Source organism: uncultured Maricaulis sp. (genome assembly GCF_905480005.1).
Taxonomy (GTDB): domain Bacteria; phylum Pseudomonadota; class Alphaproteobacteria; order Caulobacterales; family Maricaulaceae; genus Maricaulis.
Window position 1 is genome coordinate 1 of sequence record NZ_CAJQOO010000100.1, and the last position, 16,262, is coordinate 16,262.

General features: G+C 63.5%; 17 protein-coding genes. 7 read left to right on the plus strand and 10 right to left on the minus strand.

Annotated elements, in window-relative coordinates:
• The 4 genes from QZ266_RS09035 to pseC form a co-directional block, all read left to right on the plus strand.
• Positions 1-256: flagellin (locus QZ266_RS09035; protein ID WP_295694204.1), on the plus strand; the 256-nt coding region annotated here is incomplete at its 5' end.
• A gap of 198 nt (positions 257-454) precedes the next feature.
• Positions 455-721, plus strand: coding sequence for a flagellar protein FlaG (locus QZ266_RS09040; RefSeq protein WP_295694207.1), 267 nt, complete (start codon positions 455-457; stop codon positions 719-721).
• A gap of 222 nt (positions 722-943) precedes the next feature.
• Positions 944-1,777 (plus strand): flagellin, encoded by an 834-nt coding sequence (locus QZ266_RS09045; RefSeq protein WP_295694210.1) that lies wholly within the window; start codon positions 944-946, stop codon positions 1,775-1,777.
• A gap of 140 nt (positions 1,778-1,917) precedes the next feature.
• Positions 1,918-3,084 carry a UDP-4-amino-4,6-dideoxy-N-acetyl-beta-L-altrosamine transaminase gene (gene pseC, locus QZ266_RS09050; RefSeq protein WP_295694212.1) on the plus strand — a complete coding sequence of 389 codons (1,167 nt, stop codon included), beginning with the start codon at positions 1,918-1,920 and terminating at the stop codon, positions 3,082-3,084.
• Here the strand turns inward: pseC and pseB are convergent.
• Positions 3,081-4,112 carry a UDP-N-acetylglucosamine 4,6-dehydratase (inverting) gene (pseB, locus tag QZ266_RS09055; protein ID WP_367178227.1) on the minus strand — a complete coding sequence of 344 codons (1,032 nt, stop codon included), beginning with the start codon at positions 4,110-4,112 and terminating at the stop codon, positions 3,081-3,083. The genes pseC and pseB overlap by 4 nt on opposite strands.
• 280 nt (positions 4,113-4,392) lie before the next feature.
• Here pseB and QZ266_RS09060 point away from each other — a divergent pair, with 280 nt between their 5' ends.
• Positions 4,393-7,146, plus strand: coding sequence for a hypothetical protein (locus tag QZ266_RS09060; protein WP_295694218.1), 2,754 nt, complete (start codon positions 4,393-4,395; stop codon positions 7,144-7,146).
• Here the strand turns inward: QZ266_RS09060 and QZ266_RS09065 are convergent.
• The 4 genes from QZ266_RS09065 to QZ266_RS09080 form a co-directional block, all read right to left on the minus strand.
• Positions 7,143-7,820 (minus strand): class I SAM-dependent methyltransferase, encoded by a 678-nt coding sequence (locus QZ266_RS09065; protein WP_295694220.1) that lies wholly within the window; start codon positions 7,818-7,820, stop codon positions 7,143-7,145. The two genes, QZ266_RS09060 and QZ266_RS09065, sit on opposite strands and share 4 nt — an antisense overlap.
• Before the next feature lie 70 nt (positions 7,821-7,890).
• Positions 7,891-8,340: a flagellar basal-body protein FlbY gene (locus tag QZ266_RS09070; RefSeq protein ID WP_295694222.1), complete on the minus strand. Its 450-nt coding sequence runs from the start codon at positions 8,338-8,340 to the stop codon at positions 7,891-7,893.
• A gap of 3 nt (positions 8,341-8,343) precedes the next feature.
• Positions 8,344-8,670, minus strand: a complete 327-nt coding sequence (locus QZ266_RS09075; protein WP_295694224.1) for a rod-binding protein — start codon at positions 8,668-8,670, stop codon at positions 8,344-8,346.
• A gap of 1 nt (position 8,671) precedes the next feature.
• Positions 8,672-9,787, minus strand: coding sequence for a flagellar basal body P-ring protein FlgI (locus QZ266_RS09080; RefSeq protein WP_295694227.1), 1,116 nt, complete (start codon positions 9,785-9,787; stop codon positions 8,672-8,674).
• Between the two features lie 249 nt (positions 9,788-10,036).
• Here QZ266_RS09080 and QZ266_RS09085 point away from each other — a divergent pair, with 249 nt between their 5' ends.
• A complete protein-coding gene (locus QZ266_RS09085; RefSeq protein ID WP_295694230.1) occupies positions 10,037-10,447 on the plus strand; it encodes a flagellar assembly protein FliX in 411 nt (136 codons plus the stop codon).
• A gap of 160 nt (positions 10,448-10,607) precedes the next feature.
• A complete protein-coding gene (dksA, locus tag QZ266_RS09090) occupies positions 10,608-11,036 on the plus strand; it encodes an RNA polymerase-binding protein DksA (RefSeq protein WP_295694233.1) in 429 nt (142 codons plus the stop codon).
• Between the two features lie 37 nt (positions 11,037-11,073).
• Here dksA and QZ266_RS09095 read toward each other — a convergent pair whose 3' ends face one another.
• The 5 genes from QZ266_RS09095 to QZ266_RS09115 form a co-directional block, all read right to left on the minus strand.
• Positions 11,074-13,170: a hypothetical protein gene (locus tag QZ266_RS09095; RefSeq protein ID WP_295694236.1), complete on the minus strand. Its 2,097-nt coding sequence runs from the start codon at positions 13,168-13,170 to the stop codon at positions 11,074-11,076.
• Positions 13,171-13,246: 76 nt separating this feature from the next.
• Complete coding sequence (locus tag QZ266_RS09100) at positions 13,247-14,173, minus strand: sulfite exporter TauE/SafE family protein (RefSeq protein ID WP_295694238.1); 927 nt, start codon at positions 14,171-14,173, stop codon at positions 13,247-13,249.
• A 120-nt stretch (positions 14,174-14,293) separates the two neighbouring features.
• The gene (gene flgH / locus QZ266_RS09105; RefSeq protein ID WP_295694241.1) at positions 14,294-15,046 is read right to left on the minus strand and encodes a flagellar basal body L-ring protein FlgH; all 753 of its coding nucleotides are present in this window, start codon (positions 15,044-15,046) and stop codon (positions 14,294-14,296) included.
• Positions 15,047-15,062: 16 nt separating this feature from the next.
• Complete coding sequence (flgA, locus tag QZ266_RS09110) at positions 15,063-16,007, minus strand: flagellar basal body P-ring formation chaperone FlgA (RefSeq protein WP_295694244.1); 945 nt, start codon at positions 16,005-16,007, stop codon at positions 15,063-15,065.
• Positions 16,008-16,019: 12 nt separating this feature from the next.
• A partial coding sequence (locus tag QZ266_RS09115) for a flagellar hook-basal body complex protein (protein ID WP_295694247.1) occupies positions 16,020-16,262 on the minus strand: 243 nt, incomplete at its 5' end.

The window sequence follows — 16,262 nt, forward strand, 5'->3', positions numbered from 1 at the left end:
GATCGAAACCTCTCTCGACAACCTGAACGCATCGCTGGCCAAGCTCGGCACCGCGTCCAGCTCGCTCGAGATCCACAAGGGTTTTGTCGGCAAGCTGTCTGACGCCCTGGAAAAGGGTATCGGCAACCTGGTCGATGCGGATCTGGCCAAAGAGAGTGCACGGCTTCAGTCCCTGCAGGTCAAGCAACAGCTTGGCGTTCAGGCACTGTCGATCGCCAACTCGGCACCGAGCACGATCCTGGGTTACTTCCGTTAATCACGGATTGGGTAGCGGAGCCTGGCTCCGCTACCCGCCTCCGCGGTTGACGCGAAGATTAAGTGAGGCGCTGATGCCTCCGCGTCAGCGAATAGGAAAATGGCAGAAACGGGGTTCAATCCTAGATCTGTTCCCGTCACACCCATCAACGAGAACAGAGACATATCAACTGACCGCCCACGCGAAGCCGTGCGGCGGGTGGAGCCTGTACAGGACAGCGATCGCAGCGCGCAGACCGGTAATCGTCCGGAAGACAGTCCCGCTGATATCGAGCGCCTTGCCGCAGACACGCTTGGCAATTCACGCCTGAAAATCCTCCAGGACAATACGTCCGGCGACTATATCTATCTGATGGTCGATCAGGATACGGGCGAAACGGTCCGGCGCTGGCCGCCGGAAAAGCATGCCGACCTCATGGAATTCCTGCGTACGCGCACGGGCGGCCTGCTCGATCGACGGGCCTGATCTGAAGGTCCCGCCGGGTCGCTGACTCGGCAAATTTTGACCCCCCGGGCACATGTGTCCCGGCAATGCGTGGTCAAACGGCGCAAGCCAAACGTCACAATCATATATCAAGCATTTGACTTAAAACGTTTTTATCGAGCGTGCCAAAACGGCACGCCTCTTGCGCATCCCGTTTCGAACAGCCGCTGAATGGCGGTTTGATGAAACGCGGGAGAATGTCGCATGACGATGAGCGTCCATACCAACACCGGAGCCATGATCGCTCTTCAGAACCTGAACAAGACCAATGACGACATGCTGGGCGTTCAGAACCGTATCAATACCGGCCTGAAGATCAGCGGCGCGAAGGACAATGCGGCCATCTACGCCGTCGCTCAGGGCATGCGAGCCGACATCCGCGCATTGGAAGCGGTGCAGAGCGGTCTCGATCGGGCGTCGACAATCGGTGATGTCGCCCTCGCTGCCGGCGAGTCCATCTCCGACCTCCTTGTCCAGATGCGCGAAAAAGCCACCGCCGCCATGGACCCGTCTCTCGATACCTTCTCGCGCCAGGCCTATGACGCGGACTTCAAGGCGCTGCTCGACCAGATCAGCGGCATCCTGCAGAACGCCGAGTTCGACGGTGCCAACATTCTCGATGGCTCCATCACCAGTGGCATCGAGTTCCTGGCGGATGCTGACGCGGCCCGCTCGGTCACGCTGAAGGCGCAGGACATGACCATTGGCGGCGCCATCGTCACCATTGCCGCGACTGCGAGCCTTGGCTCGGTGACACTGGCAACCAATGCGGTTGCCGCCATCAAGACCTCGCTCGAGAACGTCAACCAGGCGCTGGCCAATCTCGGGTCTGATACCAAGAAGCTGGAAGCGCATTCGAGCTTCGTCGGCAAATTGATGGACTCGCTGACCAAGGGTGTCGGTGATCTCGTTGATGCCGACCTCGCGGTTGAAAGTGCGAAACTCCAGTCATTGCAGGTGAAACAGCAATTGGGTGTCCAGGCGCTGTCGATCGCCAATGGCCAGCCGCAGATCATCCTCAACCTGTTCGGCGGCTAACCCGTCACACGACCTCCACCACCACGGCGCGGCTCCCGGTTTCCGGGGGCCGTTTCCGTTTGGGCGACTCAATCCATGATTTCCGGCATCATCGCGCTTGAACGCCGTGCCGCCGGGCACCGCGGCTGGGAGTATTGCAGATGGCCAGGGCCTTCTTGCCTTATGGGCGCCAATCAATCGACGACAGCGATATCGAGGCGGTCACGGCCGTTCTGCGCGGAGACTGGCTGACCACGGGCCCGTCCATCGACGCGCTTGAAGCCAGTTTTGCCGCCACGGTCGGTGCCGGGCATGCCGTTGCCTGTTCCAATGGAACCACGGCTCTCCATCTCGCGCTCGCGGCCGAGGGTGTCGGGCCCGGTGATATCTGTATCGTGCCGGCGATCACATTCATGGCGACGGCCAATGCGGCGCTGTATTGCGGGGCCGAGGTCGTCTTTGCCGATGTCGATCCCGACACCGGTTTGATGACGCCTGCGACCCTCGCGAAAGCGCTGGACGAAGCCGGTGATGCGGCGCGGGTGGCTCTGCCTGTCCATCTGGCCGGTCAGTGCGAAGCCATGGGCGAGATGGCGGATCTGGCGGCGAAGGCCGGCGCTGTGCTGGTTGAGGATGCCTGTCATGCGGTCGGCTCGAAATGGCAGGACAGGCCGGTCGGGAATTGCCGGCTTTCGCGCGCAGCGACCTTTTCCTTCCACCCGGTCAAGACGATTGCGGCCGGCGAGGGTGGCATGGTCACCACCAATGATGCCGCGCTCGCGCGCCGGATGAAAAACCTGCGCAGCCACGGTATCGAGCGCGAGACCGACCGGCATCAGCGCCAGGCCGATGAGCCCTGGTGGCATGAAATGCAGGCGCTCGGCTGGAATTATCGTCTCAGTGACATCCAGGCCGCGCTGGCGCTGTCGCAATTGAAGCGTCTCGACGCGTTTGCTGCCCGTCGCCAGGCGTTGGCCGCTGCTTATGACGCGGCGCTGGCGGGGAATAATCTCGGCATTGAGGGGCTGGCGCGAACGCCGGACTGCGACCCCTGTCTTCATCTCTATCCGGTCCGGATCGATTTTCAGGGGGCGGCCAAGAGCCGGGCCGTGGTGATGGCCGAGCTGGCAGCGCAGGGCGTGGGATGCCAGGTCCACTACATCCCGGTCTGCGACCAGCCTTTCTACAAGGCGCGCTATGGTCAGGCGGATATGCCGGGGGCGCGGCGCTATTATGCGCGCACGCTTTCCCTGCCGCTCTTTGTCGGCATGGCCGATGAGGACCCGGCGCGTGTCGTCTCGGTGTTGTCGGACGTTCTGGGCAGCTAGGCCGCGGCCGCCATCCCGATCAGTTCACGCAGCGCCGCATCGGTCAGCTGTTCCGGATTGGTGTTGGACGCGTAGCTGAACCCGTCGGGGACGAGATGCCCGCCGGATGCCATATAGCGCGCTGTGACCTTGGCCCCGTGGGCTGGCAGGATGGCGAAGCGGTCATCGAGCTCGATCGTTGTGCGGGCATCGTCTTCCGGGATCATGATCTCGTGCAGCTTCTCGCCCGGACGGATACCGATCACCTTGTGCGGCAGATGCGGTGCCATCGTGCGGGCCAGATCGGCCGTGCTCATGGATGGAATCTTCGGCACGAAGATCTCGCCACCGCGAGCCATGGACAGGCTGGACAGGACAAAGTTGACGCCCTGGTCGAGCGTGATCCAGAAGCGCGTCATGCGCGGGTCCGTGATCGGCAATTCCTGGGCGCCGCTATCGATGAGCCGGCGGAAATAGGGAATGACCGAGCCGCGTGAGCCGACGACATTGCCGTAGCGCACAACGGAGAAGACCGGTCCGCCTTCACCGCCCATATGCTGGGCCGCGGTGAATATTTTATCCGCAGCCAGTTTCGAGGCGCCATAGAGATTGATCGGGTTGGCGGCCTTGTCCGTCGACAGGGCGCAGACATGTTTGACGCCGCGCTTGATCGCCGCGCGAACCACATTTTCGGCACCCATCACATTCGTCTTGATGCATTCGAACGGATTGTATTCGGCGATCGGGACATGTTTCAGCGCAGCCGCGTGGATGACGATATCGACATCACGCATGGCCTGGTCGAGTCGCGACTCATCGCGCACATCGCCGATGAAATAGCGCAGGAAAGGATAATCGCTGGGCGAGAAATCCTGAGCCATTTCATACTGTTTGAGCTCGTCCCGAGAGAAGATGATCAGCTTTTTCGGCTTGTACTCGGCGCAGATGGTCTCGGTCAGCTTGCGGCCGAACGAACCCGTCCCGCCGGTGACGAGAATGGTTTTGCCGTCTAGCGGCATGCGCGGATCGAGGAAGGAGCGTTGATTCATCATTTCCTCGAAAGGCGTTTCGGGCGCTGTCTTGTCCGACATGCTGGGCCTCGCGATTCGTATCCAGTGACCGACGCTGCGCCGCCAAGGTTAACGGTGGGTTAGGCCTGTCGAAGCACGCACAGGCTAGCAGATTTTCGGCGCCATGAGCAGGCTTGCCGGATTAGCCTGCCATGCTTGGCGATCTCTCCACTTGTCTCGATCGCATTTACCTTGTTTCGCAACACTTTCTTCGTGTTTCAGGCGCACTGTCGGCAGTCAGGAAAAAAGGATTCTCGCCGTGAGCGTGATCGGACTCAATGCAGGCCTTCTGACGGGGTGGTACAATTCACGTATCAGCGCCTCGCTGGCCTCCTCGTCGGCACTGTCGTCGGGTGCGTCCGCACGCTCTCAGGAACCCAAGGCGCCGGCGCCCTGGGAGATCGGGTCTCCGAACCTGATGACGCTGGAAGAGATGAGCCGCAAGGTCCTCGCCAACGGCATTTTCTTCAATGATCCTGATCGCGAATTTTCCGGCCTCGATGCGCCGAGTGACCACAAGCAACTCTTCTCGCTGCACCAGGGGCTGAAGCGTCTGGCCTCGCTGGCGGAAGAAGCCATGGACAAGTCCACGGCGGACACGCGCCGGTCTTTCCTCGACAAGAGCTTCCAGTCCGGCCTGGCCCAGTTCGACGGGTTTTTTGACGATCTGGACCTCGAGGAACTGACCCTGCTGAAGGGCGAAGAGCTCACCAAGATCGAAAGTGAGGTCGCGATCGCGCGCGGCACCTCCCAGTACAAGACCGACACGATCCACAAGGGTGATTTCGACGCCGAAGTCGCGAGCCTGACCGGGGATGTGCAGTTTTCTGTCTCGGTCAAGAAGAGCGGCGTCACCCAGACCATCGACATCAATCTGGCCGATATGGGCGCGACGACCCGCAATCTCGATAATATCTCCGATCACATCAACACGCAGCTGGAAGCGGCCGGCGTGATCTCGCGCTTCGAGCGCACCAAGATCGGCGAGGAAAATGATGTCGGCGTCGTGCCGGGTGACAATTACGGCTTCCTGATCCAGGGCGTGTCGACCGAGACCATTTCCTTCTCGGCCAGTGCCGCCGAGCCGGCGCTCTATTTCGCCGGCGTGTCCGGGATCAATGACAGTGCCGGCGGGCAGGTGGTGAAGCTGACCGACCTGGCCAGCGGCGATCCGCAGACCGGCTATACCACGCGCTTCAGTGCCGACCCGAACGAGACCGAAGTCGCTGTTGTCGGGGGCGAAGAGGGCGAGACCCGGATCAAGCAGGAAGACAATCCGCTCGAAATCCACGCCACGACCGCCTCCACCGATGGCGGCATTTTCGTCGTGGGCCACACCGCAGCCTCGACGGACGGCCAGGTGCTCAAGGGCGAGCAGGACCTGGTGCTGGCGAAGTATGATTCCACGGGAAATCGCGTCTGGAGCCGTGTGCTCGGCGCAGCCGAGACCGCCGAAGGCCTGTCGATCGCCGCCGATTCGGACGGCAATGTCGTTGTCGCCGGCAAGGTTGAGGGCGGTCTGGGTGACAGTACGGATATCGGCGGCTCCGACAATGTGGTCGTGAAGTTCTCGGCCAGCGGCGTCGAGCAATGGACCCAGCGGTTCGGCAGCACCAAGGATGACCAGGCCGGGACGGTCGCCATCGGCGATGACGGCACGGTCTATGTCGCGGGCAAATCCGCCGGCGCCTTTGGCGATGATGCCCATGAGGGCGGCAATACGGATGGCTATGTGCGGGCGATCGATGCCAGCGGTTCGACTCTGTGGACCCGGCGTGTCGGCTCGACGGGTGACGAGAATGTCGCCGCTATCGCCATCGCCGAGGACGGCAATCTGGTGGTCGCCAGCGAAGAGGATGGCCGGGCTGTCCTGCGCAAGTTTGATGTTTCCGACGACACCTCCGCGGCAATCTGGGAACATGATTTCGGCAGTCTCGATGATGGCCGTATCGGCGGTCTGGCGATCGATGCGAGCGGCATTTATGTCACCGGCGCCGCGGGCGATGGCTTCGCTCCGACCGCGCCGGTCAGCGCCCATGCCGGCGGAATCCGCGACGCCTTCGTGATGAAGCTGAGCGATGGCGGCACGCCGACCACGGATTTCCTGACTTTTGTCGGCTCGGACAAGGATGACGGCGCGGCCGGTATCCAGGTCAACAATGGCAAGCTCTACATCGCCGGCAAGACGCTGGGCGGGATCAATGGCGATGCCCTGATCGGGGAGCGCGACGCCTTTGCGGCGCAGCTCGACGCCACGACGGGCGCGCTGGACTGGTCGACCCAGGTCTCCGGTCGCGGCGGCCTGGCTGATGCCAAGGGTATCGCCCTGTCGACAACCGATGACAGCGTTCTCGACGCGCTGGGTCTGCCGACCGGCACGCTGACCTATTCCGATAGTCGCGTCGTGACCGACCGCAGTTCGGCGCGCGATGGCGACTATTTTTATCTCTCTGTCGATGGCGGCCGTCGCAAGAAGATCTCGATCGATGCCGACGATACGATGCGGTCGCTGACCTTCAAGATCAACGCCAAGCTGGTCCTCGACGGGAGCGCCGATGTGCGCCGATCCAGCGAGGGCGACATGCTGCGTATCAAGGCGGCCGAGGGCTCGACCATCGAGCTCTTTGCCGGTGGTGCGGGCCGCGACCTTCTCAAATCCCTGGGCATCGCGCCGGGCGCCATCGTCAATAACGGCTCTCTGCTCGACAAGGATGACAAGACAACGGACGGGCCGCCCCTGTTCGCGCTCGATCTACCGCAGACCATGTCCCTGAAGGAGCTGGACTCTGCCGAGACGGCGATGGAGGCCCTTCAGGATGCCCTGTCGAAAATCCAGCGCGCCTATCGGGACCTGACCCTGGACCCGGCCCTGAAGGAATTGCTGAAAGGCCCGCAGGCGGGCAAGAAGGGCGGCACGGTTCCGGCCTATTACAATTCCCAGCTGGCCAATTATCAGGCTGGCCTGGCGCGATTGAATTCAGGGCCGAGCGGACAGGCCGGGCTCTTCCTCTAGACGCGTTTCACCAGGTTCAGGACCAGAAGGCGTGGCGGTGTTTCGGCGCTGACCCTCGCCCCGGTCTCGATCGGCTCTTCGAGCCCTAGAAGCGAAAACCCGGTCGCTTCGGCGGCGGCCAGATAATCCGACACGCCATGATAATAGGCCTCCACCCGCACCGTGCTGCCATCGGCCTGGTCGAAGCGGGCCTGGCTGCCGGCCAATTGCCGGAAGGGGTGAAGCTCTGACAGGTAGAGGCGTCCGCCCGGACGCAAGGTCCGAGCCGCCTGGGCCATGACGGGCAACAGGTCGCGGACATGTTCGAGCACCAGATTGCCAATCAAGATGTCCGCCGATCCCGCTGCGAGCGGCCAGTCTCGGCTTATGTCGTGTTCCAGGAAGGTGACATGATCGCCCAGCCTGCGCGCCCGGGCTTTCGCCAGCATTTCCGGTGAGATGTCGATCGCCACCACGCTGGCAGCATGCCGGGCGAGGTAGGCCGTATTCTTGCCGGTCCCGGCTCCGAACTCGACGATTTTTGCGCCTTTGAGAGGCAGGCCGGCCGAGGCGAGGCAAGCCGCGTCAAGGTCGCGCGTGCGGTTCTCATTGTCGTCATAGATGGCGGCCCAGGCGCGATAGGCGGTCCGGACCGGGATCTCATCATCAGGCGTGTCGGGTGGACTGATAGGCATGAGGCGGCTCCCCTGACGCTGGAATGCCAGCCGGAAGCCGCCTCGTAAATGCGTTAGGATCGTCGGCTGGTCAGGCGGTGCGGTTGACCGCGATGGCGAAATTGCCGCCGCGGCCGGCTTGTTGTGCCGCGCCGGGGCCGTAGCCGCCGGCTGTGGAGCGCTGCCGGGAGGCTTCATCGGCGATCGCCTTGACCACACCCTCGGTGACGGTCTTCAACGCCCCGACAATCCGGCCATTCTCGGCCAGGGATTCATGGAAATTGGTGGTTGCCTCTCGCAGGGCAGCCTTGATCGGGGCCGGAGCACCGGCAAACCGGCTCGGCTCCTTGCCGGCGCGAGCCACTTCGGCGCGATAGATATTCGCCAGCTCGGACTTCTCGTCCTGCAGGCTGAGCGCGTCCTGGGGGCGACGGTCCTGGAAGAGGCGGGTTTCCTCATTGATGAGGTCGGTGAGCCGGCGGGTCAGCTTGAGCAGGCCCTCGGCGCGTTCAGCCGGATTGCCGGCAGCGAGTTCGGTCATTGTCTAGATCTCCCCGGTTTCCTGATAGCGCAGGATTTCAGATGTCAGGCGGTCAGCGAGGCCGAGGCCACCGGCCTGGGCCATGACATTGGCGTATTCCTCATGCAGCAGGCCGGTGAAGGCGCGCTCGCCCGGTCCGCCGCCAAACGGATTTTCCTCACCGACTTGCGAGAACATTTGCTCGATCATCTGCGAGAGAAAGAAGCTTTCAAATTCCTCGGCCGTTGCGCGGGCCTCGGTCTCGTTGCGGGCGCCACCGATATTCGGTGTGCCCTGGGCGCGACCGGCGCCGGCCGCATTGGCGAGCTGGAGTTCGAGCAGACTATCCATCCTACAGGACCTCGATCTCGGCCTGCAGGGCGCCGGCAGCCTTGATCGCCTGCAGGATGGTGATCATGTCGCGCGGGCTGACGCCCATCGCATTGAGGCCGTCGACCAGCTGGCTCAGCGAGACGCTGCCGTCGAGCACGCCGAGCTGCATATTGTCCTCTGAAACAGAGACATCCGTGCGCGGCAGGACCACGGTCTCGCCCTGCGCGAAGGGCGCAGGCTGGCTGGCGATGGGGCTCTCGGTGACGGTGATGGTCAGATTGCCCTGGGCAATGGCGACTGTGGAGACGCGGACATTCTCGCCCATCACGATGGTGCCGGTATTCTCGTCAATGATGACGCGGGCCGGGATGTCGGCCTCGACACGCAGCTGCTCGACTTCCGCCAGAAGGTCGATCATGTCGCCGTCAAACTGGGCCGTGCGCTGCAGGGTCACCGTGCTCGGATCCGACGCGCGAGCGGCGCCCGGCCCGACATAGGCATTGATGACGTCGGCCATGCGGCGCGCCGTGGTGATATCCGGATTGCGCAGGGAGAGGCGCAGCGTGTCGCGATTGGCGAGGGCGGCCCAGGGATCGATCCCGGTGCCTTCAAACGGGTTCTCGATAAGTGCGCCATTGGCGATCCGGCCGGAGGTTGGCACGCCGCGCGTGATCACGGCGGCATCGCCAGCGGCTTCGAAACCGCCAACTGCCAGCGATCCCTGGGCGACGGCCCAGGCGCGGCTATTACTGTCGAAAAGCGGGGTGGCGATCAGGACGCCGCCCTGCAGGCTCGAGGCATCGCCGATGGCCGAGACGGTCACATCAATACGGCTGCCCTGCGAGGAGAAGGCCGGCAGTGACGCGGTGACCATGACGGCCGCGACATTGCGCGTATTGAGGTTGGCCTCCCGCGTGTTCACATTGAAATGTTCGAGCATCGCGTTGAGCGACTGATTGGTGAAGGCGGAGTTGCGCAGGCTGTCGCCTGTCCCGTTGAGACCGACAACCAGGCCGTAGCCAACCAGGTGGTTGTCTCGCACATCCTCCACATCAACCATGTCCTTGATGCGCGACGACGCCGTGGCGGGCGAGGCGAAGGCGAGGGCGGCGAGCAGGGTGATGATCAGGCGCATTTTGCGGTCTCCGGAACGTGTTCGCGTTCGACCTTGCCAGTGCCGTGCCAGTTTTGCGGATTTGGTTAATAAAATAAAACACTACAAAACAATATTTTAGCGGTTATGTTGGCTCTCGCAGGGGCGGAAAATCCCGCCACCTGCAATCCCGGACCGGCAGAAATTGCCGATCGGGAGGCCCGAGTTAAGGCTCTGTTAATCGGCCCGGCCGCATCCCTTGGACGTCATCACGAGGAAATGATTCCTGCCATGAAAGTCTCCGGACCCAGCTCCACCAGTTCCGTTTCAGCCGGCAAGCGCAAGACCACGTCGCGCGCTTCGGGTGAGGGATTCTCGCTGGATACGCCGACCAAGACGGCCGGGTCGATGACAGCCAGTTCCGTCTCCTCCGTTCAATCGGTGGATGCCATCCTGGCGCTTCAGGGCGTGGAAGATTTCACCCATGCCCGCAAGCAGGCGACCGATCGCGCCTTCGACATGCTGGACATGCTTGATGAGCTCAAGATCGCGCTCCTGGAGGGCGGTTTGCCCCGCGCCAAGCTGGTCGCACTGATGGACCTTTTGCAGACCCGTCGCGACGCCACGAATGATGCGCGACTCGAAGCCGCACTCGACGAGGTCGAGACGCGGGCGGCTGTCGAGCTGGCAAAGTTCAGCTGACCTGTCCGGTTCGACACAAATCATTCAAGGTTTTTCGCTATTTGCTTGCCAGGAATGGTGCGGCAACAGCGTCTCCACATTGACTTGAGCCGCTCGGCGAATATTCTCCGCCCGCTTTCTGGGGGAGAGCGGTATACCGCGTTGAGTTGAGTGGGAAGCGATGAGCGAAGCTGAACCGATCGAATTGCCCAAGGATTACTTCCCGTCGGAAGACGAGCCGTTCATGAATGACCGGCAAAAGGAGTATTTCCGTCGGAAACTGCTGGCCTGGAAGGATGACATCCTCCGGGAAAGCCGTTCGACAATCACAAATCTCCAGCAAGACATGGGCGCCCTGCCGGATCTGGCAGATCGTGCGTCGACCGAGACGGACCGTTCGCTCGAGCTGCGGGCCCGTGATCGGCAGCGCAAGCTGATTTCCAAGATCGACAAGGCGCTGCGCCGTCTTGAAGAAGACGAATACGGCTATTGCGACGAGACCGGCGAGCCGATTTCGCTGGCCCGGCTCGATGCGCGCCCCGTCGCGACGATGAGCCTCGAGGCTCAGGAGCGCCACGAGCGCAAGGAACGCGTCCACCGCGACAGCTAGGCCCCGGCCTTCCAGTCCGTTGAAGGGGCGAGCGCGGCTATTGCTGTGCCGCCATCGCGTCGCGTGCATTGAAAGCCGGAATCTCGTCGCGCCTCGGATCGCCGGGCGGGTAGAGGGCCGGGCCCGGATTGAGTGACTGGTCCGGGGCCACCACGGCACAGGCATCATAGCGCCCCATGCCGCCGCCTTCGCATTGGGCAAGGCAGGCATTGAGTCGCTGGTCGAGCTCGGCGCCGCCGCACATCAACAGGAAATGACTGCCATAGCTTGACCAGAAGGCTCGCGCCTCTTCACCCCATTGTGTCCGGGCGATGGATGCGCCGTCGCGCAAGCGTGCCTCCAGCGCGGCAATCTGGACCTGGAGGGCTTCGAGCCGGGCCGCCTCCGCTCCACGTGCAAGACCGGGAAACGCGGTGATGTAAATCAGACCCCCATCGGCGTCGCTCGCGAGGCTATCGCGCTCAACATAGATATCCTCGGCCGGATCGTAATAGGCATATCGGATGTCGCGGGCGGCTCGGATGCGTCCTGCGCGGAGCTGATCACGCAGCGTGTCCAGCATGTCCCGCGCGTCCGTATCGAGATCGCCCGAATTCGCCGGATCGCCGCCATTCTCGAAATGGGTCCGGTCCAGCTCCGTGACCTGGTCGAGCGCCACACCGCGCTGGTGGTCGAGATAGGCATCGAGTCCGTATTGCAGCGTGCATGTGGTGCGGCAGGTGGCGGCCAGGGTATGGGTGAAAGCGGCGGAACCGGGCTGAGACTCCGCAAATTGCGCCCCGAGCACCGGCATGCGTGAGCAGGCCATGATCGGCGTCTGTGCCAGACGTTCGCATTCGCCGCGCCGCTCCGGTGTCAGCAGGCCGCAAATCCCGACATTGACCAGGCCGGTGCAGGACGGGTCCGGGCTGACGCCGGCGAGTATTGCGTCCAGGTCGGGCGATGCTGATGACCCGGCGCCCGAGACCGCGCCGGTCCCGGGGACCTCACATTGCGGGCGGGTCCAGTCCGCCGACAGGCGCAACCCGATCCGCCGCAAGGCGCCGGTATTGGCTTCCAGCACGTCGAGATCGAGCCTTGGCCGCCTTACCGCATCGGCCGGGTCGGGTCTGACCAGGATGCGGGGTGGATCGGCCATGACCACAGGATTGGCAGTGCAGCTTGCGCGGACGCACTGGCCGAGGCCTGTGATGACCGCCATCGCCCGATCGCCCAGCTGGGCGGCATAGTCGCGTTGCAGCGTCCGGGCATGGACACGGCGTAGAAACTGTTCCGCCTCGCTGCGCTCGCGATGGGCTTCGCGGCTCAGCCGATCGGCTTCGGCCTGCCGGATTTCCAGCGCGGCCTGTCCAATCGCCCGCGCCGAGCGCCCCACGATGGCGATGGCGTTGCCCACCATTGGCGGTCTGCTGCCGGGTGGACTGGCCTGCAACTCGCTGATGATATTGGCGAGATCCGACTTGAGATCGCCGAGCGAGAGCAGCTCGGCTTCCAGGGATGCGGTCACCGATCGCAGGCGGTCGCTCGCCCCTTGTCGAAAGGCCGCCATGTCGCTCAGTGCCGCTTCGGTATCGCGCACATGCTCGTCGAGCGAGCTGGCCAGTTCGAGGGCCGACATGGTGCCGACATTGCCGGCGAGATCATCGATGTCACCGCTCAACAGGCTCAGCTGGATCACCGCACTGGAGACATTGATGACGGCTGATTGCCAGAACAGGACTTCCTGCTCATAGGCCGCCTCTTCCTCGGCCTGCAGGGCTTCGCGATGCAGGTTTGTCAGATGAGCAACCTCGAGCCGGTGCATGTGGTCGATGGCGGTTTCGAGCGCGCCGAAGCGCATGTAGAGCTCGCCCGCCTGCTGGAAGGTCAAGGTGGCGGCGGCGCAATCGAAGTCGGGGCAGTCGCCGGCCTGGCAGGATTGTGAGGCCGCGATGGCCGCGTCCATCTGGGCGCCGATGGCGCGCATGTCGGCCAGGTCGATAGCGATGAACAGGTCGCGATAGTCTTCGAGTCGCGCCTGGAAGTCCTCCGATGATACGGCGGCCGGTTGGGCGCGAACACCGGGCATCACGGCCAGGAAGGCCAGGCCAATCAGACATCGGGAAATGGCGCGGAGCGCGGCGGTCACGGTCATGCTGATCCTCCCCAGTTCAGGCGGGAAGCTTAATCCGGCTTTGCCATGCTCGACAATTCAGCACGTGACCGGGTGGCTAGATCACCAGAAGCGCCGAGCTGGAGCCGATGATCCAGATCGCTGTCATGAGCTTCAGGCGCAGTCCGCCGAGCGCATGGGCCAGTCGCCGCGCGAGGAAGCCGCCGACCGCGACGGCCGGGGCGGCGAAGACAAGGACACCCCATTCAAGATGGCCGGCCTCGATATGGTAGAGACTGCCGGTCCAGACCGTGACCGCAGACACGATGACCGCTGTCGACACGCATATGTCGACCGGGTAGCGGCGCAGGAATAGCGTCAGGGCCAGCAATTCCCCGATCCCGACCGAGAACAGGGCGGTTGCCGCGCCGCCGGCCAGGCCCATGATCGGGATCAGGACAAGGTCCAGTCGTTCCAGCTGCTCCCGCTCGGCATGCGGGCCACGCAGGATGATGACCTGGATGATGAGGGCGCAGCCCAGCGCGATCGAGAAGAGCTTGAACAGCAGGAAGGCGAGTTCGCCATTGATCCGGGCCAGGTATTGGGTCGCCAGCAGGGCGGGCAGGCCGGTCGCGAGCGTGATCATCACGATCCGGCCGACCACTGGACGGTGCGCGACCTCGTCAGGCCGGACATCGGGGCGGTAGTAGCGGTTCAGCCAGGTCAGCGCGCCAACGCTCATGCCGAAACACTGGATCGAGAAGCTGACCCCCACTGTCTGCGAGGGCCCCAGGTCGAGCAGGCCGGTTTCCCGCAGGGCCGAAAACACAGGGACGAAGACGACGCCGCCGCCGACCCCGGTCGAATTGGCAACGAGGGCGCCGGCCAGTCCCACAAAGCTGATCGGCCACAGGCCGGCCAGGGCCGGCCAGTCTGCGGCGGCAAGGACCAGCACGCACAGATAGGCCAGGACCAGCAGGCCGAGACAGGCCAGGGTGAAGGTGCGGACGCGCAGGCGTGGCAGGAAGGAGACGGTCGGTAACATCGCTCGAGACGTTAGCGTTCCCGGCGCGACCGGCAAGACCGCAAGCGCACAAAAAAAGAGGGCCGTCACGCGCTTGGCGTAACGGCCCAGTTGTTCCCGATGGTGGCGGGGTCTCGTGTCCTAGAACGGCATCAGGATGTCGTAGAGTTCCTGGCCGTAACGGGGGCGCTGGACGTCGGAGAGATGTCCGCGGCCGCCGTAGGAAATGCGGGCTTCGGCGATTTGCGTATGGGCGATCGTATTGTCCGATCCGATGTCCTGGGGACGCGCAATGCCGGTGATGAGAAGTTCGCGCACTTCATTGTTCACGCGGACTTCCTGGCGGCCGGCGATCACCAGATTGCCGTTCGGCAGGACCTGGGTGACAAGGGCCGCCACGGTCAGCGAGATGCTTTCAGTGCGGTTGACGGATCCGGTTCCGGCCAGTGAGGACGAAGAGCCGAGGCTGGTCAGGGACGTCGGATCGATACTGTCATTGAAGAAGCCGGTCAGGTCTGCGCCGAGGAAATTGGTCAGATCGCTGTCTTCGGCCGAGGTGCGCGAGCGGTTGGTCGTATTGTTCAGCTGGGCGCTGTCGGAGATATCGATATTGACGGTGACGATATCGCCGACCTGGTCAGCGCGCGGATCTCCGAAGAAGGTCGGCGAATTGGCATTCCAGAGCGAATTGTTGGCGGTCGAATTCTGCGCATAGCGCTGCTGCGGCATGCGCGGCATCGGCATCGGCAATTGCGACGGTCCGGTGCCGGCGAGATCGGCCGGGTTCTGGATTGGCGTCATGGGCGGGGCCTGACCGACATAGGACAGACGATCGGTGGCGCAGGCCTGCAGGGCGAGTGAGGCGAGGACGAGAGCGGTGAATTTGCGGATCATGAGCTGACCTCCTCGATCAGAAGCTTGCGGTCGGCGAGGTGCCGACGCGGGCCCGGCCCGGGCCATCGACGAGGGCCTCGACCGTACGGTTCGATTGCAGGTTGACGAAGCGTGCGACTTCGCCGTCGGCGGCATCCTCCATCGCCCGTGCGCGCACGGTGAGCTGGATGCCGGGAACTTCAAACATCAAGGTGACCAGATCCCCGCGCTCGACCATGAGCGGGCGTTGCAGGTCATAGCCGCGCAGTGGCTCGTTCGGGCGCAGGGCGCGGCGCGTTTCCATGCCGATCATATCTGTGGGATCGAGGATGGCATCGGGACGCAGCCGATCGGCGCGCTGGCTGATCCAGGCGATGTCGGCGCCCGTGATCTCCTGACCCGCCGCGACGGGACGTGCCAGTACGGGCAGATCGATCGTGACATAGGCCCGGCCGGTAACCCGGACGGTCTGGGCGCCGTGATAGGGCGCGATTTCAGCAGCCAGCATGCCGGAGCGACTGTCAAAGCTGAGATCATGAATCTCCGGACCGCCAGCACTGTCGAGCGGTGCATGAAGGGCCATCGCCGAATTCGACAGCTGCACGTCATGGACCCGGCCTTCGGATGCGAAGAGCTCGCCTTCCAGCATGTCGGTCAGGATGTCGGCGGAGACCACGCGGCTGGCCCGTTCGATGGACAGGCGGCGCAGGCCGGCGGCATTGGCCCAGTCGAGATCATTCTCCAGCGCGATGCGGCGAATGTAATTGACGTCCAGCGCGGTTCGGCTGCCCGGTGACGGGGCGCGGGCGACGACGATGTCGGCTTGCGCTCCGGTGATGTCGAACAGATCGCCCAAGGTGATCTGGGCGCCGTCGACGCGGATCGTCTCGCGCAGCACGACCGGCTCGCCGGCCAGTGCTGCAGATGTGGCCAACGGTGCCGTGGTGAGGCAGGCGAGGGCGATGAGGCTTGTACGGATCATCAGTCTCTCCCGTTAGCGAAGGTTGGACGAAGCGGCCATCATCTCGTCCGAAGCGGTGATGACGCGGGCATTCATTTCATAGGCGCGCTGCGCCTGGATCAGGGCAGTGATCTCGGACACCGAATTGACATTCGAGGTCTCGACGAAGCCCTGGCGGATCGAGCCGAAGCCCGGCGAGCCCGGTGTGCCGGTATTGGCGGCACCGGAGGCGGCGGTTTCCAGGAAGATATTGTCGCCGCGGGCTTCAAGGCCGGC

Excerpts from the sequence above, each read along its gene's own strand:
- dksA (WP_295694233.1), top strand. The coding sequence starts at position 10,608 with ATGAGCGAAGCTGAACCGATCGAATTGCCCAAGGATTACTTCCCGTCG.
- QZ266_RS09085 (WP_295694230.1), top strand. The coding sequence starts at position 10,037 with ATGAAAGTCTCCGGACCCAGCTCCACCAGTTCCGTTTCAGCCGGCAAG.
- QZ266_RS09070 (WP_295694222.1), bottom strand. The coding sequence starts at position 8,340 with ATGACCGAACTCGCTGCCGGCAATCCGGCTGAACGCGCCGAGGGCCTG.
- QZ266_RS09045 (WP_295694210.1), top strand. The coding sequence starts at position 944 with ATGACGATGAGCGTCCATACCAACACCGGAGCCATGATCGCTCTTCAG.
- QZ266_RS09080 (WP_295694227.1), bottom strand. The coding sequence starts at position 9,787 with ATGCGCCTGATCATCACCCTGCTCGCCGCCCTCGCCTTCGCCTCGCCC.
- pseB (WP_367178227.1), bottom strand. The coding sequence starts at position 4,112 with ATGAATCAACGCTCCTTCCTCGATCCGCGCATGCCGCTAGACGGCAAA.
- flgH (WP_295694241.1), bottom strand. The coding sequence starts at position 15,046 with ATGATCCGCAAATTCACCGCTCTCGTCCTCGCCTCACTCGCCCTGCAG.
- QZ266_RS09100 (WP_295694238.1), bottom strand. The coding sequence starts at position 14,173 with ATGTTACCGACCGTCTCCTTCCTGCCACGCCTGCGCGTCCGCACCTTC.
- flgA (WP_295694244.1), bottom strand. The coding sequence starts at position 16,007 with ATGATCCGTACAAGCCTCATCGCCCTCGCCTGCCTCACCACGGCACCG.
- QZ266_RS09095 (WP_295694236.1), bottom strand. The coding sequence starts at position 13,170 with ATGACCGTGACCGCCGCGCTCCGCGCCATTTCCCGATGTCTGATTGGC.
- pseC (WP_295694212.1), top strand. The coding sequence starts at position 1,918 with ATGGCCAGGGCCTTCTTGCCTTATGGGCGCCAATCAATCGACGACAGC.
- QZ266_RS09075 (WP_295694224.1), bottom strand. The coding sequence starts at position 8,670 with ATGGATAGTCTGCTCGAACTCCAGCTCGCCAATGCGGCCGGCGCCGGT.
- QZ266_RS09065 (WP_295694220.1), bottom strand. The coding sequence starts at position 7,820 with ATGCCTATCAGTCCACCCGACACGCCTGATGATGAGATCCCGGTCCGG.